Here is a 23,663-nt window from a genome sequence, read left to right on the forward strand (position 1 = left end):
TTGGACCCAAGGGCGGCCCCGGTGGCCGCCCTTTTCATGCAGAACGGATGAACGGCCAGCGATGGTGCCTCAACCCAACATACGCGACTGGAGCGGCGTCATTGCCCTCGGCCTGATCTGGGGCGGGACCTTCATGGTCGTCGCGATGGCGTTGGAAGGCTATGGCCCGATCACGGTGGCCACGGCGCGGACGACGCTGGGCGCGGTGATGCTGTTGGCCTTGATGGGGCTGACCCGGCGGCGCATCCCCAGCCTGACACCAAGTCTGGTGTGGTCGGTGATCCTGATCGGCATCCTGTCCACCGCGCTGCCTTTCGTGCTGCTCAGCTGGGGGCAGCAATATGTACCCTCGGCCTTTGCCGGGCTGTCCATGGCCGCAATTCCGCTGATGGTTCTTCCGCTGGCGCATTTCTTCTCGGATGAACCCCTGAACGCACGTCGTTTCGTGGGGGTATCGTTGGGCTTCACCGGAGCGCTGGTGCTTATCGGCCCGGGACTGGCGCAACTGGGCAGCGGGGCCGAGCCGCTGGCCCAACTGGCCTGCATCGGGGCGGCGTTCTGCTATTCGGTGGCGTCGATCCTGACCCGGCGCTGCCCGCCGATCGACCCGGTGGTTCTGGCCGCACTGACATTGGTGGTGGGCGCGGTGATCCTGCTGCCGATCATGATGGCGACCGAAGGCGTGCCCACCCCGCGGGGTCTGCGCCCCACGCTTGCCTTGATCGTGCTGGGGCTTGTGCCAACGGCCTTTGCGACGTTGCTGCGGGTGTCGATCATTCGCAGCGCCGGGTCGGTCTTCATGACGCTGGTGAACTATCAGGTGCCGGTCTGGTCGATGATCTTCGGCGCATGGATCCTGTCCGAGGCGCTGCCGCTGCGGTTCTACATCGCGCTGGCGCTGATCCTGACCGGAATGGCGATTAGCCAATGGTTCAGTTTGCGCAGGATGCTGTTGGGCTACTGACGCGCGGCGGCTTCGACCTCGGCCACGATCCCATCGACGACCTGTGCCAAAAGGGCGTCGTCCTCGCATTCCGCCATCACACGGATCAGGGGCTCGGTCCCCGACTTGCGGATCAGCAGCCGCCCCTGCCCGTTCAGCCGCGCCTCGGCATCGGCGATCGCGGCCTTGACCGTCTCCGCTTCCAGCGGGGCCTGACCTTCGCCGTATCGTACGTTCTTCAGCAGTTGCGGCACCGTCTCGAACTGTTGCGCCAGATCCGAGGCTTTGCGCCCCGAATTCACCATCTCGGCCAGGAAATGCAGCCCCGCCATCAGGCCATCACCCGTGGTGGCATAGTCGCTCATGACGATATGGCCGGATTGCTCGCCGCCAAGGTTGAACCCGCCTTCCCGCATACGCTCGACCACATAGCGGTCACCGACCGCCGTCCGTTCCAGCCGCAGCCCGCGCGCGCCCAGAAACCGTTCCAGACCCAGGTTCGACATGACGGTCGCAACAAGCGCGCCGCCTTTCAGCCGTTCGGAAGTGGCCCAGGCGGTAGCCAGAAGGGCCATGAGTTGATCGCCATCGGCGACCTGTCCGGTTTCATCCACGATCACGACCCGGTCGGCATCACCGTCGAGGCAGATGCCCACATCCGCCCCATGCGCCACGACGGCCTCGGCCGCCACGCGCGGCTGGGTCGAGCCGCAACCCAGGTTGATGTTCTTGCCGTTGGGTGCCGTTCCCACCGGGATCACCTCGGCCCCCAGCTCCCACAGGACCTCGGGCGCGGTGCGGTGCGCGGCGCCGTTGGCGCAGTCGATCACCACCTTGAGGCCATCCAGACGCAGCTCGCGCGGCAGAGATGACTTGACCCGCTCGCCATAGCGGAACCGCGCGTCATCGACGCGCCGGGCGCGCCCGATATTCTGCGCCTGCGCGGGTTTGACCCCCTCTTCGATCAGCTGTTCGATTTCAAGTTCGGCCTGATCGGACAGTTTGAACCCATCGGGGCCGAAGAACTTGATCCCGTTGTCCTCGGCCGGGTTGTGGCTGGCCGAGATCATTACACCCAGATCGGCCCGCATCGACCGGGTCATCAGCCCGACTGCCGGTGTCGGCACCGGTCCCAGCAGCAGCACGTTCATGCCGGTCGACGTCAGACCCGCCGTCAGCGCGTTTTCCAGCATATAGCCCGACAGGCGCGTATCCTTGCCGATCACCACCCGGTGAACGCCCGAGCCATCCCGGCGGAAGTACCGCCCCACCGCCGCGCCGATCCGCAACGCCATCTCGGCCGTCATCGGATAGGTGTTGGCGGTGCCCCGCACCCCGTCGGTTCCGAACAGCTTGCGCATACCTGCTACTCCACAAAGTCCTGCCTGCGACCCGATTACCGGACAGCGGCCCACAGGCGCAAGGCCTGAGCGGTCTCGGCCACGTCATGCACCCGGATGATCTGCACACCTTGCGACAATCCGGCCAACGCAACGGCGATTGATCCCGGCGCGCGGGCATCCTTGCGCGGTTCCGCGCCGATCCGGCCAATGAAGCCCTTGCGTGACACGCCCAGCAGGATCGGGCAGCCCAACCCGTGAAACAGGCTGAGATTGCGCAGCAAGGTCAGGTTGTGGTCCTCGGTCTTGCCAAAGCCTATGCCCGGATCAACGATGATCCGGCCCCGATCCAGCCCAAGGTCTTCCAGCCGGGCCACCTGCCCGGACAGGAAATCGTAGACGTCCAGCAGAATGTCATCATAGGTCGGGTTGTCCTGCATCGTGGCCGGGTCGCCCTGCATGTGCATCACGCAGACCGACGCGTTGATCTCGGCGCAGAAAGCGCCAAGTGCAGGATCGAAGGTAAAGCCCGAAACATCGTTGATCAGCCCCGCCCCGGCCTCGACCGCGGCCCTGGCCACGGCGGATTTGCGCGTGTCGATCGAGATCAGCGCCGGTGTCTCGGCCCGGATCACGCGGATCAAGGGCTGGGTGCGGGCGATCTCTTCGTCCTCGGGTACGAAATCCGCGCCGGGACGGGTGGATTCACCGCCGATGTCCAGAATGGTCGCACCGTGCGCGACCATTTCCTGGGCCGCTGCACACGCGGCTTCGGGGGTGTTGTGTTTACCACCGTCGGAAAAGCTGTCGGGCGTGGCGTTCAGAATGCCCATGATCTGCGGGCGAGCCATGTCCAGCCCGGCAATCGCGGCGCGCGGTTGCGTCAGCCGGTCCAGCCAGGTTTCAGGGATATCGGCGACCGCAACGACCCGGGGGCCCGCGTCACGCTGCAGACATTCGGCATGGGTGAACCACAGGCTCTGCCCTGCGAGCGGCAAGGCCCCGTCCGGGCGCACAGGCCCGGGTTGCACCAGTGGGCGGTAATAGCGGGTCACAGTTGCGCCTGCTCCACCGGGACCGCACGCAGCGGTGTTTTGGGGGCCTCGGGCAGTTGTCCACCGATCACCAGCATTTCGCTGGCCTCGAAAGTGGCGGCGAACCAGGCGGCCAGCGCGACCGCATCCGAGGGCGCCGCCGAAGGTCCATCGACCGCGTCCAGCACGATCTTGGACGGCGCCCAGACACAGATCTGGCCGTTCTTCATGGCCCAGTCCAGTTCGGTCCGGGTCGAGACGACGACGCAGCGATGATCACGAGCGGCCAGCACCCAAGCGTTCTGCTCGATCGCCAACAGGTCGATCCGGCGCTGGGTCATGGCATGGCCGGTCTGCGGCACCGGCAGATCGGAGGCGCCTACGCACAGTATCAGCGGTCGCTGTCGGTTTTCCAACTGGTCGATCCAGCCCGACAAATTTTCGGACTCAATCGCTGCGTTCGACAGAAAGACCAGCCGGGGATGTGGGCGCTCCTCCTCGATGACATCGTGATGGACGGCATCCTTGCCACGAACGATCTCTACACCCAAAGCGCCCGGGCCGCGATCCAGTTTTTCAACGCGGACAAAAGCCCTTACCGCCTGAGGTTCAAGCAGGATCCGCTCGGCTATTCGATCCGCCAGCGTTTCGAGCAAGTTCAGACGCTCGGCCGCCAGTTCGTAGGCGATGGCCTCGGTCACCCGGTCATAGGACAGGATGCGATCGACATCATCGTCGATGTTTTCGGTCAGCGGGCGCACCTCGACCACGATGTTGAAACAGATGCGCTGGGTGGTGCCCCGTTCAGCCTGAAAGGCGCCGATCTCGACCTCAACAACGTGGTCGCGCAACGAGATACGATCCAGCGGCCCGTGTGGCGCAGTCGCCTCGGACCGTTCGGACGGGTGCGCAAAGGCAAGGCGGATTTCAGTACTCATGGCACGGGCCTTTTCGGGCAGCTTGGACAGGTTTGCCCAATTTAGTGGTTCCGCGCGGCTATAGCATTCAAGCAAACGCCATTCCAGCCGCCGAATGCGGCGTCAGGTGACGCGGTACCAACTCATCATACCCGATGCGGCGTGTCCAAGCATATGGCAATGCAGCAGCCAGTTGCCCGGGTTATCTGTGACCAGCGCAATCTCGCGAGTCTCGCCGCGTTCGACCAGAACCGTGTCGCGCCATGGCCCAAGACTTCCGTCCGGCAAGATCAGCCGAAAGTGGTGGCCATGCAGGTGCATCGCGTGCGGGAATACCGTTTCGTTCACGAAGGCGATCCGGTGAACGCCTCCCAAGGGCGCGTCCAGAAACGGGTCATCGGGTCGCTCGGCGAAGCCATTCAGCGCCCAGAACCGTCCCAGCTGAGCCAGTTCCCGACCCGAGAGCTCGGTCTCGCCAATCCGCGCGCTTTCGAGCCAGCGCATGGCGCCGCCCTGCAACCTCATCTCGTGCCGCGGTACGATGTTGAGGTCCGTCAATTCCGGAAGCGGGTTCGGCGGCAATGGCCGAACTCCCGACCGGCGAATGGAAGCCGCCTGCCCCGCCACTGAAAATCGGGCCAAACCAAAGGCGCCGTCACGTTCCTGACTGAACAGGCTGGCCGTTTCCGCATCCGCAGCCAGCACATCCACCAACAAATCCGCACGTTGTGCCGGGGCCAGCGGGAACGTGTCCTCAATCGGGATCGGCTCGGCCAAAGGCATTCCATCCAGCGCGACGATCCATCCGGACATTCCGTCGAGGCCCACGGTGAAGACACGCGCGTTCGCGGCGTTGACCAACCTCAGACGCAGGCGTTGGTTTTGTTGAACAGAAAAGGATGGGTCGAATGCTCCATTGACGGTAATGAGGTTTCCCAGCCGACCAGCATGGCTGAGGTCATGACCGTTGTCGAAGTCTTGGGTAATCTGGGCTGTTTCCGGATCAAGTCGCCAGTCATCGAGCATCAGCACCAGATCCTGCTCCACATCCGGCGCTTCGGACTCGTGCACGATCAAAGGGCCATACAGGCCACGGGCCACCTGTTCGACTGACTTGTTATGCGCATGATACCAATAGGTTCCGGCGTCCGGCACGATGAAATCATAGTCGAAGGTCGCGCCGCTTGGAACCGCTTCCTGAGTAAGACCCGGCACGCCATCCATAGCGTTGTCGATGCGGATACCATGCCAATGAACCGAGGTGGCTTGCGGTAATTCGTTCACCAAGCGGCGCTGAACCCGCTCGCCTTGCTTCAGATGGATTGGGCTGCCTGGCACCGACCCATCAAAGCCCCAGATATCGGTTTCCGGATACCCCGGAGGGGCAATCAACTGAGCGCCCTCGCGCGCAGTCAGGGTCAGCGGCGCGGAGCGCGCCAGCGTTGGAAACACCGCAAGCGCGGCGGCAGATTTCAAAAGGCTTCGGCGGCTCAGATTCATTGCGGATCTCCTTGACCGCAATATAGCCCTTGGTTTCACCCGCGCCATCAACGTTCCAGCGCGGGTGCGTCAATGCGCGCTAGTTGCTCGCAGTGCGGTAGTTGTGGCGGTAGAAGATATGCACACCGATGCGCGCAGTTTCCTTGTAAACGCGCGACCACGACGGGCGCACCGCCTTGGTGTGGTAATGCGTGGCCCCCGACGTCAGCGGGTCGCTGACCCCCTCGATCGCCGCCTTGGCAACTTTGGCCACGCGCTCATAGGCTTTCTTCTCGTGAATGACTTCCTTGCGGCCGTCACAGGTATAGGTGAACTGGCACTGATATTTCTTGCCTGTTCCCTGACGGATCACGCCGCAGACGGTGTTCGGGAAACGGGTGCTTTCCACCCGGTTCAAAATCACCTCGGCAACCGCGAATTGGCCGCGCACGCTCTCTCCGCGCGCTTCGAAATACAGGGCCTCGGCCAAGCATTTCAGATCTTCGCCACCGCTGGCTTTGGGCTGTTGGTCCAGCCAGGCCTTGGTGTAGGAAATCTCAACCGGTTGGACCTCTTTCCTAGGTTGGAACAGCTTCAGATAGTCGCGAAAGCTTTGTCCCGGCACCTCGTTGCGCGACACCAGTTCGCGCTTGGCAGTCTCGGTGGCTTCCCTCTCGGCAACGGACGCACTCGGCATCACGGTTGCCGCCGCAATGGCAACAGCCAGCATATATCGTAGCATCAGATAACCTCGCACAGGCACTTCACGCGCCATACCCTCCCCCGGCGGGCGCGACGGGGTCTTAACGCAGAAGGCGCGAAAGGTCCAGTTCTGAGGAAAAAGCAAGAAAAATCTTGCCCGCGGGGCCAAAATTAATCAGCCACAGGTCCATCCCGAAACCACTATTCCTAGGGCTTTGACGGCCTGTCAACCCCCAAGTTTTGACGAAATCGCCAACTGAGCGGCAGCCAGCCGAGCGACCGGGACTCGGAAGGGTGAACAGGACACATAATCGAACCCCAAATCCCGACAAAGGGCGATTGATTCGGGGTTGCCGCCATGTTCACCACAGACCGAAAGCGTGACATCGGGCCGAGCTGTACGCCCCCGCTCCGAGCCCAGCTTGAGCAGTTCGCCGACCCCATCGGCGTCCAGAACATGGAACGGATCCTCGGTGAACACCCCCTGCCGAACATAGGCTGACATGAAGCGTCCCGCGTCGTCGCGTGACAGACCATAGGTCATCTGCGTCAGGTCATTGGTGCCGAAACTCAGGAACGAGGCATGAGGAGCGATTTCCTCGGCGCGCAAACAGGCCCGGGGCGTTTCGACCATCACACCCAACCGGTATTCGAACTCCTGACCACGCTCGGCCGCAACGGCTGCGGCAACCGTGTCCACCCGCGCCTTGATCAGTTCGACCTCGCGCTTGGCCGAAACCAGCGGAATCATGACCTCGGGCACCACCGGCGCGCCATTTTTGCTGGCTTCGAGCGTCGCCTCGAAGATCGCGCGGGCTTGCATGTCATAGATCTCGGGCACCGTGATACCAAGGCGTACGCCCCGCAACCCCAGCATGGGGTTGTATTCGCTCATTTCGTCCACCCGACGCTCCACATCCGAAACCGGAAGATCCAGCGCTTCGGCCAGTTCGCGCTGCCCGCTGCGCGTGGTCGGCAGAAACTCGTGCAGAGGCGGATCGAACAGTCGGATGCAGACGGGCTGCCCTTCCATGATCCGGAAAAGCTGCACAAAATCATCGCGTTGCATCGGAAGCAACCGCTCCAGAACCGCCGCGCGTCCCGATGAAGTCTGAGCGAAAATCATCTCGCGCATCACGATCAGACGACCGGGGTCGAAAAACATATGCTCGGTTCGGCACAACCCGATCCCCTGCGCCTGGAAGTTCCGCGCAGCCTGCGCGTCGGCAGGAGTGTCGGCGTTGGCACGAATTGATATGTCACGCTCGGCGTCGGCCCAGCTCATCAAAGTCTGAAAACAGTCATCCAGTGCAGCTTCGAGCATCGCCGGCTCGCCCCCCAACACCTGGCCCGAGCTTCCGTCAATCGTCAGAATGTCGCCAGTGGTGAAAACGCGGCCGTCCGGAACGGAAAGCTGCTTTTTCTTGGTCTGAAACCGCATCTCGGACGCGCCGACGATACAGGGCAGCCCCAGGCCGCGCCCGATCACGGCCGCATGGCTGGTCATGCCACCCTTTTCGGTCAGTACTGCGACCGCGGCGTGCATGCCGCGCACATCCTCGGGCGAGGTTTCACGGCGCACCAGAATGCAGGGCTCACCGCGTGCGGCGCTGGCCTGTGCCTCGGCCGAAGTGAACACGATCCGGCCGGTGGCCGCTCCGGGACTGGCCCCGATGCCCGTGGTCAGCAAGTCACGCTTGGCCTCGGGATGCACCTGACGGTGCAGCAACTCATTCAACGAATGCGGATCGATCCGCATGACGGCTTCCTGCTGGGTGATGATGCCATCCTCGGCCAATCGAACAGCGATCCGCATGGCGGCGCGGGCGCTGCGCTGAACGCGGACCCCGTCCAGAATATGCACCTTGCCGTTTTCGATCACGAATTCGACCTGCATCTCTTCGCGCAATTTGCGCCGCATCAACGCCGCATGGGCCTTGAGGTCGGCAAAGGCCTGAGGCGCAACATCCTCCAGCGCTTGCCCGCGCGGGTCCTTTTCAAGGTAGAGGGCCGCAACCCCCTCGCCCAGCGCATCGCGCCCTTGGCTTTGGCTCAGGTAGCGGCCTGTGATCTGCGGCATGCCGGTCGAGGTATCCACCAGCTGCAGCACACCCGATCCGCATTCGCCCTGACCGACGCCCGGGATCATCTCCTGAATGACAAGGCCCAGTCCGGCATCCGCCGGAGCGCCCTTGGCCTGCCGCAGCAGACGGGCGGACGTACCATCCCACGCCCGCGCCATCGAGCGCAGGACCGCCAGCAACTGCTCGCCCCGGTCCTGGGGGAACGCTTCGTCCGTTTCGTCCTCATAGGCGCGCAGGGTCTGGCGCAGGCCTTCGCGACCATCGGCTTCGATGTCGTCGAAAACGTCCGCGTCCAGTCGCGCAACGTGGATCGCATAACTTTGGACGAACCGCAGATACATTGCGGCAACGGCCTCGGGACCCATCTTGTCGGACAATTCCACGAAACGGGCATCGTTCATCCCGATGTTCAGAACCGCGCCGGGGCCACCCCAGTCAGGGTCCTCGGAACTGGGGCGAACGCACAGCAACGCCGATGCGTCGAACTGTTCAAGTATGGCTTCGATTGCCGGGATATCGCCGTCAGCGATCCGCCGCACCTGATCGAAGGACAGAGCCACCGTACGCGGTACGGGAAGGTCCAACCGCACAAGGCGCTGCAGACATTTCGCCCGGCCGCCATGGGTGTCGGCGGCGACAGGAGCATCAGGAGTGATGAGCGTGGTATGCGGATTATTCTGCACTGCGGCACCTTTTGGTTTCACCGCAGCATAAGCGCCCCAGCCTTCCGCGCAAGGGCCTTGTGGGCGCGCCAGAGCGCGCCCTCTAGGTCAGCCTTCGATCTTGGTCAGATCCGCGACGCTGGAGCAGATCTGGCGGATCTGGCTCAGCAGATTCAGGCGGTTGCGGCGCAGCACGGCATTGTCGGAATTGACCTGGACGTCCTCGAAGAACGCGTCGATCGGCCCGCGCAGCGCGGCCATGGCCGCCATCGCCGCCGGGAAATCCTCGGCCTTGAGTGCCGGTGCAATCTTGGCCTGTGCCTGATCCAGCGCGGCGAACAGGGCCTTTTCGCTGTCGGTCTCGGCGAATTTCAGATCGGCACCGAACGAGTATTCGACCCCGTCCTTCTCCTCGGCCTGGGTCAGGATGTTGTTGGCGCGCTTGAAGCCCTGCACCAGATTTTCGCCATCTTCGGTCGCGATCACCACATTCAACGCGCGGGCGCGCTTGACCAGCAGGTTGAGGTCGTCATTGCCGTCCATCGCGATGCAGGCGTCGATCACGTCGTGGCGAATGCCCTCGTCGCGGAGGAAGACTTTGAGGCGGTCGTGGAAAAAGGAGAGGAGATCGTCAGATGCGTCTGGGACCTTTTTTTCAAGTTCAAGAAAGGCCGTGGCAGGCAATCCTCCGATTTTGTCCTTGACCGCTTGGAATGCAGCACCAAAGACACCTCGCTCTGCAATTTCTTCCAACAGATCAAGAACGTTAGCTTCCGGCAACGCCTCATTGATTGCGCTTTCTGCTCGAATAAGTTGGCTGTCAAAGAAGCGATCCAACGACAGCCGCAGATCGTTTTCGAGAACCAATCGAGAGATACCCAAAGCAGCGCGACGCAAAGCAAACGGGTCTTTTGAGCCGGTGGGCTTTTCATCAATCGCCCAGAACCCGGTCAGCGTGTCCAGCTTGTCGGCAAGCGCCACGGTCACCGAGAGCGGCGCGGTTGGCACGTCATCCGACGGGCCCAGCGGCGAGTAGTGCTCCTGCGCCACGGCGGCCACGGCGGCGTCTTCTCCAGCCGCCTCAATGTAATACCGCCCCATAAGCCCCTGAAGTTCGGGGAATTCATAGACCATCTCCGAACTCAGATCGGCCTTGGCCAGCCGCGCGGCCTTCTCGGCCTGGTCCGGGTCGGCGCCCGTGACCGTGGCCAGTTCGCGGGCCAGCGCGGCAATGCGGTCGATCCGCTGCGCCTGGGTGCCCAGCTTGTTGTGGAAGGTCACGTTTTCAAGTGCTCGGGTCCATTGCGTGATGTCTGCCTTGGCAACCCGCAGGTCGTTCTCCCAGAAGAATTTCGCATCGGCCAGACGCGCCGACAGCACCTTCTGGTTTCCAGCCAGGATGGTCGCGCCATTGTCGGTGGTCTCGCGGTTGGCCACGGTGATGAACCGTTCAATCCGCCCCGTTGCGGGGTTGCGGACCGAGAAGAATTTCTGGTGCTCTTTCATCGAGGTCTGCAGTACCTCGGGCGGCAGGTCGAGGAATTCATCGTCGATCTGCCCCATCAGCACCACCGGCCATTCGACCAGCCCGGCCACCTCGGCCAGCAGGCCCTTGTCCTCGACCACCTCCAGACCGGCGGCAAAGGCCATGTTCTGTGCGTCGTTCCAGATGTGCTCGGCCCGTTCCTCGGGCGACAGCACGACGAAGGCGCGCTTCAGCTTGGCGGCGTAATCCTCGAACCCGGTCACGGCAAACCGGCCCGGCGCCATGAAGCGATGGCCCTCGGTGGTGTCACCGGCGGTGATCCCGTCGATCTCCATCGGCACGACCTGCGCGCCGGCTTCATCGCTGAGGATGCACAGGATCGAATGCAGAGGGCGCACCCAGCGCAGGGAGGAGCTGCCCCAGCGCATGGATTTCGGCCAGGGGAAGTTGCGGATCGTGTCGGCCAGAACCTCGGCCACGATCTCGGCCGCCGGGCGGCCCGGTTTCTCGATGGTGGCGAAATAGACCGCACCTTTGGGCGTGTCCCGTTCCTCGAGCTGGTCGCGGCTGATCCCTGCGCCCCGCAGGAAGCCTTCGATGGCTTTTTCGGGCGCGCCAACCTTGGGTCCCTTGCGCTCCTCGCGGATGGTGGGGCTTTCCGCCAGCAGCCCCTCGACCGCCAGCGTCAGGCGGCGCGGCGTGGTCAGGGCGTGCGCATGGGCATAGGTCAGACCGGCCTCGACCAGACCGTCGGTGATCCGTTTTTTCAGATCCTCGCCGGCGCGGGTCTGCATGCGCGCGGGGATTTCCTCGGAAAACAGTTCGATCAGCAGGTCGGGCATTTTCGATCCTTAGAAATTGACGATCGTCTGGATGACGATGGCATTGGCGATATCCACGAAGAATGCGGATACAAGGGGGAGCACGATAAAGGCAATAGGCGAAGGCCCGTATCGCTTGGTTACGGCGGTCATATTGGCAATTGCGGTCGGTGTCGCGCCCAGCGCGAAGCCGCCGAACCCCGCAGCCAGCACGGCCGCACGGTAGTTGGCGCCCATGACCGGAAACAGAACCCAGATCACGAAGGCCACCGCAAACAACGTCTGCGCCGTCATGATCACCACGATGGACAGGCCCAGATCGGCGATGGTCCACAGCTGCAGGCTCATCAGCGACATGGCCAGAAACGCGCCCAGCGCGAATTCCGAGATCAGCGCCAGCGACGGCGTGCGCGACACCGGCGCGGCGCGCGGGGCCAGCAGCGGGCGCAGGTTGCCGATCACGATACCCATGATCAGGCAGGGCACGAACAGCGGCAGTTTCAAACCCGCGGCCAGGATCACCTCGGACAGAGCATAGCCCGCGATGATGGCCATGTTCAGGTACAGCAGCACCCGCATCACCGTCAGGTGGTCGATCTTCGCGGCGGCGTCTGACGGCTCGTCGGGTACGCCGATAGTATGTTCCTCGTCCGGGCGATTTGGCGACAGGTCGCGCCCTTCGATCAACAGGCGCGCGATAGGGCCACCAACCAGCGCGGCCAGAACCAGGCCCAGGGTCGCCACGGCCACCCCCAGTTCAGTCGCTCCCTCAAGCCCGGTGACCTGCGCAACCTCGGGCGCCCAGGCGATGGCGGTGCCGTGGCCGCCGATCAGGGCGGCCGACCCGAACAGAACGCCGGACTGCGCCGGATAGCCGAAGGCCGCCGCCCCCGCCGCGCCGATCAGGTTCTGCGCCACGATCGTCAGCAACGTCAGGATCAGCAGCAGCACCAGAGGCTTTCCGCCCGCGATCAGATCGGACAGCCGGGCATTCAGGCCGATCCCGACAAAGAACAGCACCAGCAGGAAATCCCGCGCGGTCAGGTCGAACTCCAGCTCCATACCGAACAGCAGATACAGCGTCAGAACCACCAACGAGGCCAACAGACCTCCGGTTACGGGTTCGGGAATGTTGAATCGGCGCAGAACCTCTGTGCGGGCGTTGATCTCGGCGCCCATCAGGTAGACGGCAAAGCCCAGCGTTGCCGTCAGAAATCCGGGGATTTCAACGATGAACCCCATCCCGCCCACTCAGTTTTCCGGTCGGGGCGGGCACTCTTCGCCGACAACCGTTCCGTCATAGGCCTTTTCGCCGCAGTTGTTCAGGGCATGCCAGGCAAAGCCCGAGCCGTCCTGCGTCACCGCGACGATCCGATCAACGCCGTAGTGGATATTCTTGACCCCTATGAAAGCGCGGGCGGATCCGTTCGCCAACGCCTCGGCCAGAGTAGCCGCATCATAGCAGTCGAACCAACCTGGGGCCGTCAGCGGCTCGGCCTTTTCGCCGCTCATGTAGCGGACGGCCAGCTGTTCCGGCTTCAGATCTGTCTGGAAACACGCCCGATACCGGATCGGAGAGCTGTCGGCGTCGATCGCCTGAAACGCGCTGTAGGCAATTGGCACCGGTTGGCCGGTCGCGGTTTCGGTCAGAACAACATCCTGACCCGGTGAGGGTTCGACCTCGTAGTAGTAGCCGTAGACCTGCAGGTAATACATGCTGACGCCAGCAATGACGGCGCATGCGACCAACAGAATTGCCAGCATTTTCCCGGTCATGCGCGATCCTCCTGTGGGGTGCGACGGGCCATCAGGCCTCAAAGCCTGCCGCCTCGGTCTGCACGAAAGCATCGGCGCATTGCTTGGCCAGCGCGCGCACCCGCCCGATATAGGCCTGCCGCTCGGTCACCGAAATCACGCCGCGCGCGTCCAGGAGGTTGAAGATATGGCTGGCCTTGATGCACTGGTCATAAGCAGGATGCGCCATGATGATGCGCTTGCCCGTCTTGGGGTCTACATGCTCCTGGCTCAGGATCGCGGCGCATTCTTCCTCGGCCTCTTCGAAGTGGCGCAGCAAAACCTCGGTGTTGGCCACGTCAAAGTTCCAACGGGCGTATTCCTCTTCGGTTTGCTTGAAGATGTCGCCATATGTCAGCGGGCTGGGTGACTGCGGGTCGTTGAAGGGCATGTCCATTACGTGGTCGATGCCCAGAACATACATCGCCAGACGTTCCAGACCATATGTCAGTTCGCCTGAGACCGGCGCGCAGTCATGGCCGCCGACCTGCTGGAAATAGGTGAACTGGCTGACCTCCATGCCGTCGCACCAGACCTCCCATCCCAGGCCCCATGCGCCCAAGGTCGGGCTTTCCCAGTCATCCTCGACGAAACGGATGTCGTGCAGGTCCATGTCGATGCCAATGGCCTGAAGGCTGCCCAGATACAGCTCCTGCAGGTCCGGAGGGCTGGGTTTGATCAGCACCTGGTACTGATAGTAATGCTGCAAGCGGTTGGGGTTCTCGCCATAGCGCCCATCGGTCGGACGGCGCGACGGTTGAACGTAGGCCGCAGCCCAGGGTTTGGACCCCAGAGCCCGCAGGGTGGTTGCAGGGTGGAATGTACCGGCACCGACCTCCATGTCGTATGGCTGCAGGATGGCACAGCCTTTCGAGGCCCAGTAGTTCTGAAGCCGCAGGATGATTTCCTGAAATGAACGTGGTGCGCTGGACGGTTCGGTCATGACATTCCCTTTGGGCGCGGATTTGCCCGGTTCCGGTCGGTTTTGCCCTTCCTATGCAAGGGGCCAAGGGGCGTCAACGGGCCAATGCCCGCCTGCTGTCACTGTGCCGCCACACCAGAAATTCCCCGTATCGTGGGCATAGCGTTTTCACCCCTGAATCGCGTAAGTTGGGGCAAAGCCAAAACACTGCATAAAACGGGCAGAAAATGACACGCATATTCGTTGCAATTCTTTTACTGATTACGGTCGGCCTGCGCGCTGCGTATGCTCAACAGGGGGCCGACGCAGGCGTCTGGGTTCAGGTCGAAGCGCAGCCGTCGCTTCGCGAGGCGCAGGACCGGGCGCAAGTCTATGCCAAAGCCCTGCCCGACGTGAACGGGTTCCGCCTGAACAGCGGCTGGTACGCCATCGTGATCGGCCCCTATCTGCGGGCCGACGCTGAGCAGGTGCTGCGCGTCTACCGGGCCGAACGGCAGATCCCCTCAGACAGTTTCATCACCTTTTCAGGCGCCCTTGGGCAGCAGTTCTGGCCAATTGGCGCAAATGTCCTGAACCGCGGGGCAATCACAGCGCCCGTTCAGCCCGAGCCGCAGCCAGAGCAGCCACAGGCCGGTCTGACGCCGCAACCTTCGGACGAGACGAGATCACAGGCCCTGCAGTCCGAGCGGCTGCTGAGCGGACAGGAACGAAAAGACCTGCAAACCGCATTGCAGGCTGCCGGGTTCTACAGTTCGACCATCGACGGGGCATTCGGCCAGGGCACACGCCGGTCGATGGCGGAATGGCAGCGGTTCAACGGCTTTGAACCGACCGGTGTCCTGACGACGGCACAGCGCAAGGCTTTGATGGATAACTACAATGCCCCGCTGATCAGCGTCGGCGTGGACCGCCACGTCGATGATCGCGCCGGGATTTCCGTCGATCTGCCGCTTGGAGTGATTGCCTTCGACCGATACGAGGCGCCGTTCGCGCATTTCAATTCCAGCGGGGATCTGGACGCACGGGTCGTTTTGATCAGCCAGGAGGGCAGCAAAACCACTTTGCGCGCGCTGTTCGAGGCGATGCAATCGCTCGAGATCGTTCCGCTGAATGGCCCGCGCGAGCTGCGTGGCGACAGGTTTACCATCGAAGGCCGTGGCAACGGGATCGTATCCTATACACAAGCCAATCTGAGCGACGGAAAGATCAAAGGCTTCACCCTTGTCTGGCCCGAAGGCGATGACGCACGCCGCGCCCGGGTTCTAGCCGCAATGATCGCCAGCTTTGAAACCACCGATGGTGTTCTTGATGCTGCGGCCGGCGCCAATGCCGAGCAAAGCATCGACTTGATGTCCGGTCTGCAACTCAGAAAACCACGGTTGTCGCGGTCGGGCTTTTTTGCCGATCCCAACGGTCTGGTCCTGACCGTGGCCGAGGCGGTGCAGAACTGCACCCGCGTCACCCTTGAGGACGGTCAGGAACTGCAAACCGCGTGGAGCGATCCCGAACTGGGCGTGGCGGTCCTGCGCCCCAACAAGACGCTGGCACCGATGGCCGTTGCGGCCTTGAATGAAGCCCAGCCTCGCCTGCAATCCGAAGTGGCCGTCGCGGGGTACTCATATGAGGGCGCTTTGGGGGCTCCGACCCTGACCTACGGCAAGATCGCCGATATCCGCGGGCTGAACGGAGAGGCTGGCGTGACCCGCCTGAGCCTGACCGCACAACCCGGAGACGCCGGCGGCCCGGTATTCGATGATCACGGCAACGTGGTCGGAATGCTGCTGCCTGCGCGGACCGAGGGGCGCACCCTGCCCCGCGATGTCAGCCTGGCTGCCGCGGCCGACCGCCTTCACGAGATCCTGTCAAAGGCCGGGGCAACGGCTCAGACCGCGCAGGAAACCGGCCAGGTTTCGCCTGACGAGTTGAACCGCCGCGCGACTGGCATGACCGTGCTGGTGAATTGCTGGGGTTGACCGAAAGTCACGAACAGAATTTGAAGGCGCCGCAGGACATTGCGGCGCCTTTTTTCATCCCTTCAAGATATCGGGCGTGACGTGCACAAGGGTCGGCACGGGCGCGTCAAAGGCCGCGCGAACGGCAGCCTGCATTTCAAGCAGCGAGTTTGGAGCGGCCGACCGCGCACCGAAAGCCTCGGCCAGCTTGCAGAAATCAGGGTTGCGCGCGACAACCGCATTCGGAGCAATCTGGCTGCCGACCATGCTGTCCTCGATCTCTTTCAGCTTTCCGTTGTCCCAAAGGATCATGGGCAGCGACAACCCCAGCTCGACCGCCGCACCCAGTTCCTGCATCGTATAGTGGAACCCGTAGTCACCCGCGATCACGGCAGTTGGCTTTCCGCGCCGCGCAACCGCGCCGCCGATCCCGGCCGGCAGTGCATAGCCCAGAGTGCCGAACCCGGTCGGGTGGTGCCAGTGGTATGGGCGCGCCATGTCCCAGACTTCTTTCGCGACATAGGCGAACTGGGTCATGTCGGAATAGATCATGGTGTCGGCGGGCATCGCTGCACGCAAGGCGTCGGCAACCGGCACGATACCCGGTCTTTCCGCGTCGACCTCGGCGCGCCAGCGCGCTCGGGCTTCGGCCACCTCTTCCGGCGACCAGCCGGTGGCCGGTTTGCAGTCTTGGGTCGCGGACCACAAGGCATGGGCAAAACTTTCGCCGTCGGCCTGCAGCTTGACCGTCGCCCGGTGCCGGTCGGCCAGCACCTCGGGGTCGAGGTCAACCCGCACCAAGGTCGCCTTGTGGCCCAACCGGTCGCGCCAAAGGTCGACCTCACCCAATTCGGCACCGACCGCGATGACCAGATCGGCCGACCCAATCACCTCGGCACTGCCGGGTCGCGGCAAGCTCGCGCCGAAATCAAGGGCATAGCCGGTGCCGACCAACCCACGCCCCGCATAGGTGGTGAAACAGGCCGCACCGAGCTGAGACAGAATCTGGCGCCACAGGTTAGACCTCGACCCACCACCCAGTATGAACAGCGGCCGCCGTGCGATGTTCAGCAGCGACAGAACCGGCGCAATGTCCGGCGCCAGAGCCTTGACCCGCACCGCGTCCTGGTTCGGAAAAGGAGCGGGGTCGGCCTCGGCCTCCAACTGCGCGATCGGGACCTGGATATGCTTGGGGCGCGGGCGTTTCAGCGCGAACTCCTCAAAGGCGCGTTCGATCAGGCCATAGGCCGATTGTGCGTCGTTTGCCTGGCAGGACCAGTCGGTCACGCATTCAGCGGCTGCGCGCTGGTCTTTCATCTGGTGTAACTGGCCGCGTTGTGCCTGCGTTTCGCTCAGACAGGACGACAGAACCAGCATCGGAACCGAGTCGGTATAGCTCTGCCCCATCGGCGTCATGACGTTGCACAGGCCAGGACCGGTGATCACGTAGGCCACGCCGGGCTTGCCCGTCGCCCTTGCATAACCGTCAGCCATGAAGCCCGCGCCTTGCTCATGCCGCGCCAGCACATGAGTAATGCCCGCTTCTTCGATTCCACGGTACATTTCCTGATTGTGCACACCGGGAATGCCGAAAATGGCTTCGACCCCCCGATCCTTGAGCATGTGCGAGATTTGGGCGCCCAATGGTCTTTTCATCAGCCTCTCCAGAACCGAATGGTGAACAGGACATACACGGCCATCAGCTCCAGCCGGCCGGTCAGCATTCCGAAGGTCAGCAACCACTTGGCCGTGTCGTTCAGCCCTGCGAAATTCCCTGCGGGGCCGATCTGGTCACCCAAGCCGGGGCCGACATTGGCAAGCGCCGTCGCTGCACCGGATACTGCCGTGATGAAATCCAGACCAGTCAGCGCCAGCGCCCACGACAACGCCCCCAGCGACAGCGCGAAGAACATGAAAAAGCTCATGACCGATGTCAGGACATCGCGGCTGATGGCGCGGCCATCATATTTGGGCACGAACACCCCGTGCGGAGACCGAATCCGGCTGATCTGAGCCTTGATGGAAGCAATCAGCAATTGATAGCGGAAGATCTTGATGGAGCAGGCCGTCGAACCGGCGCAACCACCGATCAGACCGATCATGAAAAACATCATGATCGGAAAACTGCCCCAGGTCATGTAGTCGACACTGGCGTAGCCGGTGCCGGAAATGATCGAAGTGATGTTGAACAGCGACTCGCGCACCGCCTGTTCCCAGTGATGCGGAAAAACCGATGTCAGAAAGACAGCCATGATCACCACCAGAACGACAATCGTGGCCAGAAAGGCCCTGATCTGGCTGTCTTCCAGGATCGAACCTGTCCGGCCGTTGATGAACTGCACATACCGCACGAACGGAAGAGCAGCCAGGATCATGAATATGGATGCGGCGTATTCCGCTGGCCCCGAGAAGGTACCGAATGAGGCGTCATAGTTCGAGAACCCGCCGGTGGACATGGTTGTGAACGCATGAACAACCGCGTCGAAAAAGTTCATGCCCAAACCGGCATAAACCAGGGCGCAGGCTACGGTCAGGAAAACATAGATCAGCGAAATCTGGCCCGCGATCTCTTGCGCGCGAGGAAGGATTTTCCCCATGGTTTCAAACCCTTCCGAGCGGAAGATCTGCATACCGCCGACCTTGAGCTCGGGCAGGAAAACCATGGCCACGACGATGATGCCGATCCCGCCCAGCCATTGCAGCAAACCGCGCCACAAAAGCAGGCCACGCGGCAGATCATCCAACCCGGAAATGACTGTCGACCCGGTGGTGGTCAGCCCGGACATGGCTTCGAAATAGGCATCGACAAATCGCAGCTCGGTCTCACCGAACACGAAGGGGATTGCCCCGAACAGCGGCAGCGCGACCCAGACGCCAGTGGTCAGCAAAAAGGTCTGACGGATGGTCAGCCCCTCGCCCACACCGTTCGAGCAGCTCATGGCCAGAACCACGCCGGTCAGGATCGTGATGACGCCGCTTTCAAAGAAAACGTTCCACTCGCCCCGCCCCTCGATGATGTCCGCAAGCATCGGCAACAGCATGGTCGCCCCAAGTATGGCGACCAGCAAGCCAATCACATATCCGACCGGGCGAAGATCCATCATGACGGGCAGCGTTGGCGCGCCGGCCCGAAAGTGTCAAGCAGATGATCTGTGATCAGTCGTCCATTTTTTCAGCCACGGGCGGCATGGCCGGTGGCTTGGACGGCGCACGCGTGCGGCGCGTGGCCGGTTTCGGCGCCTCGGCGGGTTTGGTTGTTGCAACCGCTACGGGCTTTTTGGCCTTGGCTTCTTCGATTGAAGCCGCAGGTATTGCCGCGCTGGGCTTGACCTTGGGCGTTACGGCCAGTGCGGGTTTTTCCGATGCGACCTGAGAAACGCGCTGTGCAGGGGTGGCCGTCGCGACGGGTTGCGACGGTTTTTTGGCCGGTGCAGGCGGCGTTTTGGGCTTGGCAGTGGCCTTCGTGACCGGTTTCGGTGCGGCTTTTGCGGGTGCCTTCGGCTTCGGAGCCGGCTTTGCGACCGTCTTGGCCTTGGCCCGGACCACAGGTTTCGCCTTCTTCGCGGCGGGTTTGGCCGTGGCTCGCGCCACCGGTTTCTTGGCCGACTTCACGGCCGGCTTCGTTGGTTCGGTGACCGACGCAACCGGTATGGGGACCACGGTTTGAGCAAATGCCTGCATCATTTTCATCTGGCTGGTCACGGCATAGCCGGCCAGACGAACGGCGGCGGCCTGCAGCTCAAGCTGTTGGGCAATGGGATTCATTCCAAGTCTCTCCTGTAGCAATGAAGCAGCCCGATTTCCGAGGTAGAAAAGCCCTTGCCGTTCCGATGGCGCGGACGGACGAAGGTGTATTGCAGTCCAAGGCGTAACACGTCCCGGCTTCCTTTCGGGGTGGTGCGCCACAACTGACATGGCGCGCCACAGCTGCATTCATCTTCAATGTATGCAAATAATCGCGCGCATGCAGCATTTTCCGCTGCATTGCGGCAAAAAGGCGCCTACCGCCCAATATACGCCGGTTTTCGCGGCGTTTTTTGGGTCAGCCGACGTGGAACAGCGTCGTGAACAGGCGCGGGTCCAAGCTGGTGGATGCAAATGTCGGCCCCTCGGTCAGAATCGACACCGCATCGTGGCTGTGCAGACTTTCCTGATGGCTGGCGATGACGCGGAAGTCACCGACGTGATGATCGGCCAGCAGCTCGGCACAGAACAGACGCGCGGCGTCTTCGACAAAGATGGGGTTGGCGGCGTTCAGCTCAGCAAAGGCCTGTTCGTCTTCGCGCTTGACCATCACCTGGGTTTCGGTGGGGACGGCACGGCGGCACAGGGCGATCAGATCCTCGAACCACAGGCAATCGGCGTCACAATCGACCACGACCGAAATGCGCGCCACGGAACGCTGCGAATGCGGCGTCGCAAGCTGTCCGCGCACCGACCGGGCGTGTTCGCTGAGTTCCAGCGAGCATGGGCAGGTCGAAGAATAGACATAGTCGAGATGCATGATCTTCTGACGCACGCCACCCTGTTCGACCAGTTCAAGCGCGATGTCGTAATACTGATATCCCTCAAGACCCGAACGCAGGCTTTTGACCCGATCGGGATAGGAGAAGCGCATCTGAAGCCTTGCATCGAAACTGTCGAGGTCGGTCAGATAATCGCTCAGCGCAGACTCCATCACCTCGAAACTGAACGTACGCTCGGCATGCTTGTAGAAGGACCGCATGATCCGGGACATGTTGATGCCCTTTTTCTCGGCTTCGAGGCTGACGGTGCCCGTAACCGAGGTTTCCAGCGTCAGGTCCGGACCGTTCTTGCTGTGAAATCGGATCGGCAGGCGGAAATTCGAGATGCCCACATGCTGGATCTGCTGTTTCGCACCGCGGATCAGGCTGGACGGGCCGTTCTGGAGATCGGGCAACGCAGATTTGTAGGCTTCGTCGACTTTGAAGTCTTCGGGGTATTCACGTGACATCGAAGGGTAGTTGTCCGGAATCAACCCGGGCACCAAGCGGGCCACCGCCGGATCAAGCTGGCTGATCTCGGCCTCGCTGGCGCCCTTTGCCCATTTCCGCAGAACCTTGAGAGCCTCAGCGGCCTCGTTCCGATCTGGTTTTTCGTCAATGTCGCGCGAATGAATGTTCATTGGCTGCGTATCCTCGGTGTGTCGTCAGGCCATCTCTGACTGCGGCGGAAACCGCAGTGTAACCCAATACGGGTCAGATAGCAGCCCGGATCGAAAAAACCATCGCAAAACCGCCATTTCCGAACGGATTGCGCCCTTTTATCCAGACGACACTGCGCGGTTGCCGATGTGTTCAACGGCGCGTGTGCGCCGTCACACCGCAGCAGCCGACAATGCCTGCCGGATATCTTCCAGCAGATCGTCGGCATCCTCGAGCCCGACAGAAAAGCGGATCAAACCGGGCGTGATCCCCAATTCGTCTTTCTGCGCATCGCTCAACCGCTGGTGCGTGGTCGTCGCGGGGTGGGTTGCGATGGACTTGGCGTCGCCCAGATTGTTCGAAATCACCGGGATCGTCAGCGCGTTCAGGAACCGGAAGGCCGCGTCCTTGCCCCCCTTGATGTCCAGCGACAGGACCGTACCACCCTTGCCCCCCAGCTGGCTCTGCACCAGAGCGTTCTGGGCATGAGATTTCAGGCCCGGATACATGATCCGCTCCAGCGCCTCATGGCCTTCCAGCGCCTCGGCCAGTTTCTGTGCCGTCTCGGCCTGGGCATTGACCCGCAGGGCCAACGTTTCCAGCCCCTTGAGCATGATCCAGGCGTTGAACGGGCTGAGTGCGCCGCCGGTGTGTTTGAGGTACGGCTCGACCGTTCCGCGAATGAACTCCTTGGTGCCCAGGATCACGCCACCCAGCGCGCGGCCCTGCCCGTCGATATGCTTGGTGGCCGAGTAAACCACCACATCCGCGCCCTGCGCGATCGCCTGCGAGAACACCGGGGTCGAGAATACGTTGTCGACGATCACGGTGGCCCCCACCGCATGGGCCAGTTCAGCCACCGCGCGAATGTCGATGACTTCGAGCGTGGGGTTCGACATGGATTCGAAGAACACGGCCTTGGTGTCGGGCCGGATCGCGGCCTTCCATTGATCCAGGTCGGTACCGTCGACAAAGGTCACTTCGACACCATAGCGGGTCAGAATGTTCTCCAAAATGTACAGGCACGACCCGAACAGGGCCTTGGCCGAAACCACGTGATCGCCCGCCTTCAGCATCGAGGTCAGCGCCCCGTTCACGGCCGCCATACCGGACGCCGTCGCAAAACCATCCTCGGCCCCCTCAAGCGCAGCGATGCGCTGCTCGAACATCGCAACCGTCGGGTTGCCATAGCGGGCATAGATGAACTCGTCCGGGCCAGTCTCGATGAACCGAGCTTCGGCCTGCTCGGCAGTTTCGTAGACGAACCCCTGGGTCAGGAAAATCGCCTCGCTGACTTCGTTGTACTGGCTGCGACGGATACCGCCATGGACGGCTTGGGTGCGTTTGTTCCAGCTTTCGCTCATGTCTTTACCTTTCGGCCCCGAAACCCGAGGGCAAATCAAAAAACCCCAGACGCGGTCAAGCGAAAGGGGTCTTTCATCCTGACCTTTTAGCGGCGTTGTTTAGCGTGGCCCGCAATCCGGTAACAAATCGCCACGTGGTTTCTGGATTGCGCATACGCCTCGGGCGCGCGGGCGTCAAGCTGCGACATCCACCGCGCACTTGCCCTTTGCGGCGAATGGCTCATGATCGTCCCACAACACGGAGGCCCCATGAAACACCCGTTCGACCTGTATTTCTGGCCCACGCCAAATGGCTGGAAAGTATCCATTGCCCTTGAGGAGATGGGGCTGCCCTACCAGACCCACCTCATAAACATCGGCAAGGGCGATCAGTTCGCGCCCGAGTTTCTGAAGATTTCGCCCAACAACCGGATGCCGGCGATCGTCGACCCAGACGGCCCGGATGGCGCACCAATCTCGGTTTTCGAAAGCGGCGCGATCCTGATGTATCTGGCCCGCAAGACCGGCCGGTTCTACGGATCGACCGAGCGTGACCGGATCGCGGTCGAGGAATGGCTGATGTGGCAGATGGGTGGCGTCGGACCGATGGCCGGTCAGGCACACCACTTTCTGAAATATGCCCCCCAGTTGGACCCGCCGCAGGACCTGCCCTATGCCAAGGACCGCTATCGCACCGAGGTTGCACGCCTGTACGGCGTTCTGGACCGGCGCCTTGCCGACAACGAATATGTTGCCGGCGACTTTTTTTCGATCGCCGATATGTCGATTTGGGGCTGGGCCAGCCTGTGGGAGGGTCAACAGCAGACGCTGGAGGACAAGCCCCACTTTGCCCGGTGGCTGGAAACCGTGGGAGCCCGCCCCGGAGTTCAGGCGGGACGTGCCCTGCATGCCGAGCTGCGCGGAGATCATCGCAGCAAAGACGCGCAGAACGTTCTGTTCAAACGGTAGCGTTCACCAAATGCTGAAATTTCAGGCAACTCGGAGCGTATCGCACCTCT

At 62.3% G+C, this 23,663-nt stretch carries 18 protein-coding genes and 1 riboswitch; of the genes, 3 read left to right on the plus strand and 15 right to left on the minus strand.

Annotated elements, in window-relative coordinates; translation table 11 throughout:
- Window positions 1–61 precede the first annotated feature (61 nt).
- Entirely contained in the window at window positions 62–964 is a 903-nt protein-coding gene (locus ACR0IR_RS08410) for a DMT family transporter (protein ID WP_480779055.1), read from the plus strand.
- On the opposite strand, the gene glmM is transcribed toward ACR0IR_RS08410, so the two are convergent.
- The 10 genes from glmM to ACR0IR_RS08460 form a co-directional block, all read right to left on the minus strand.
- The gene (gene glmM / locus ACR0IR_RS08415; RefSeq protein WP_170337916.1) at window positions 958–2,304 is read right to left on the minus strand and encodes a phosphoglucosamine mutase; all 1,347 of its coding nucleotides are present in this window, start codon (window positions 2,302–2,304) and stop codon (window positions 958–960) included. The genes ACR0IR_RS08410 and glmM overlap by 7 nt on opposite strands.
- 35 nt (window positions 2,305–2,339) lie before the next feature.
- A complete protein-coding gene (gene folP, locus ACR0IR_RS08420; protein ID WP_170363147.1) occupies window positions 2,340–3,338 on the minus strand; it encodes a dihydropteroate synthase in 999 nt (332 codons plus the stop codon).
- Window positions 3,335–4,255 (minus strand): dihydroneopterin aldolase, encoded by a 921-nt coding sequence (locus ACR0IR_RS08425; RefSeq protein WP_170363146.1) that lies wholly within the window; start codon window positions 4,253–4,255, stop codon window positions 3,335–3,337. The genes folP and ACR0IR_RS08425 overlap by 4 nt, the downstream gene beginning before the upstream one ends.
- Window positions 4,256–4,357: 102 nt before the next feature.
- Window positions 4,358–5,734 (minus strand): multicopper oxidase family protein, encoded by a 1,377-nt coding sequence (locus ACR0IR_RS08430; RefSeq protein ID WP_170363145.1) that lies wholly within the window; start codon window positions 5,732–5,734, stop codon window positions 4,358–4,360.
- A gap of 79 nt (window positions 5,735–5,813) precedes the next feature.
- The gene (locus ACR0IR_RS08435; RefSeq protein WP_170363144.1) at window positions 5,814–6,455 is read right to left on the minus strand and encodes a cell wall hydrolase; all 642 of its coding nucleotides are present in this window, start codon (window positions 6,453–6,455) and stop codon (window positions 5,814–5,816) included.
- A gap of 186 nt (window positions 6,456–6,641) precedes the next feature.
- A complete protein-coding gene (locus ACR0IR_RS08440) occupies window positions 6,642–9,203 on the minus strand; it encodes a putative PEP-binding protein (protein WP_170363143.1) in 2,562 nt (853 codons plus the stop codon).
- A gap of 66 nt (window positions 9,204–9,269) precedes the next feature.
- Window positions 9,270–11,489, minus strand: coding sequence for a glycine--tRNA ligase subunit beta (glyS, locus tag ACR0IR_RS08445; protein ID WP_170363142.1), 2,220 nt, complete (start codon window positions 11,487–11,489; stop codon window positions 9,270–9,272).
- Between the two features lie 9 nt (window positions 11,490–11,498).
- The gene (gene gltS, locus ACR0IR_RS08450) at window positions 11,499–12,710 is read right to left on the minus strand and encodes a sodium/glutamate symporter (RefSeq protein ID WP_170363141.1); all 1,212 of its coding nucleotides are present in this window, start codon (window positions 12,708–12,710) and stop codon (window positions 11,499–11,501) included.
- A gap of 9 nt (window positions 12,711–12,719) precedes the next feature.
- Window positions 12,720–13,244 carry a DUF6446 family protein gene (locus ACR0IR_RS08455; protein ID WP_170363140.1) on the minus strand — a complete coding sequence of 175 codons (525 nt, stop codon included), beginning with the start codon at window positions 13,242–13,244 and terminating at the stop codon, window positions 12,720–12,722.
- 31 nt (window positions 13,245–13,275) lie between these two features.
- Window positions 13,276–14,205: a glycine--tRNA ligase subunit alpha gene (locus ACR0IR_RS08460; protein ID WP_170363139.1), complete on the minus strand. Its 930-nt coding sequence runs from the start codon at window positions 14,203–14,205 to the stop codon at window positions 13,276–13,278.
- Between the two features lie 206 nt (window positions 14,206–14,411).
- On the opposite strand from ACR0IR_RS08460, the gene ACR0IR_RS08465 reads away from it, so the two are divergent.
- A complete protein-coding gene (locus tag ACR0IR_RS08465) occupies window positions 14,412–16,157 on the plus strand; it encodes a serine protease (RefSeq protein WP_170363138.1) in 1,746 nt (581 codons plus the stop codon).
- A gap of 54 nt (window positions 16,158–16,211) precedes the next feature.
- Here ACR0IR_RS08465 and ACR0IR_RS08470 read toward each other — a convergent pair whose 3' ends face one another.
- From ACR0IR_RS08470 to metZ, 5 genes are all read right to left on the minus strand, one after another.
- A complete protein-coding gene (locus tag ACR0IR_RS08470; RefSeq protein ID WP_170363137.1) occupies window positions 16,212–17,792 on the minus strand; it encodes a thiamine pyrophosphate-binding protein in 1,581 nt (526 codons plus the stop codon).
- Window positions 17,792–19,240, minus strand: a complete 1,449-nt coding sequence (locus ACR0IR_RS08475) for a TrkH family potassium uptake protein (protein ID WP_170363136.1) — start codon at window positions 19,238–19,240, stop codon at window positions 17,792–17,794. Before ACR0IR_RS08475 ends, ACR0IR_RS08470 begins: the two co-directional genes overlap by 1 nt.
- Window positions 19,241–19,292: 52 nt before the next feature.
- Window positions 19,293–19,901, minus strand: coding sequence for a hypothetical protein (locus ACR0IR_RS08480; protein ID WP_170363135.1), 609 nt, complete (start codon window positions 19,899–19,901; stop codon window positions 19,293–19,295).
- Between the two features lie 277 nt (window positions 19,902–20,178).
- The gene (gene folE2 / locus ACR0IR_RS08485; protein WP_170363134.1) at window positions 20,179–21,282 is read right to left on the minus strand and encodes a GTP cyclohydrolase FolE2; all 1,104 of its coding nucleotides are present in this window, start codon (window positions 21,280–21,282) and stop codon (window positions 20,179–20,181) included.
- Window positions 21,283–21,474: 192 nt separating this feature from the next.
- Entirely contained in the window at window positions 21,475–22,665 is a 1,191-nt protein-coding gene (gene metZ / locus ACR0IR_RS08490) for an O-succinylhomoserine sulfhydrylase (RefSeq protein ID WP_170363133.1), read from the minus strand.
- A gap of 66 nt (window positions 22,666–22,731) precedes the next feature.
- A riboswitch (SAM riboswitch) is annotated at window positions 22,732–22,809 on the minus strand.
- 105 nt (window positions 22,810–22,914) lie between these two features.
- Between metZ and ACR0IR_RS08495 the strand changes: the two genes are divergently transcribed.
- Complete coding sequence (locus ACR0IR_RS08495) at window positions 22,915–23,613, plus strand: glutathione S-transferase N-terminal domain-containing protein (protein ID WP_170363132.1); 699 nt, start codon at window positions 22,915–22,917, stop codon at window positions 23,611–23,613.
- The last annotated feature ends 50 nt before the right edge of the window (window positions 23,614–23,663 follow it).

This window comes from Ruegeria sp. CF2, assembly GCF_056537385.1.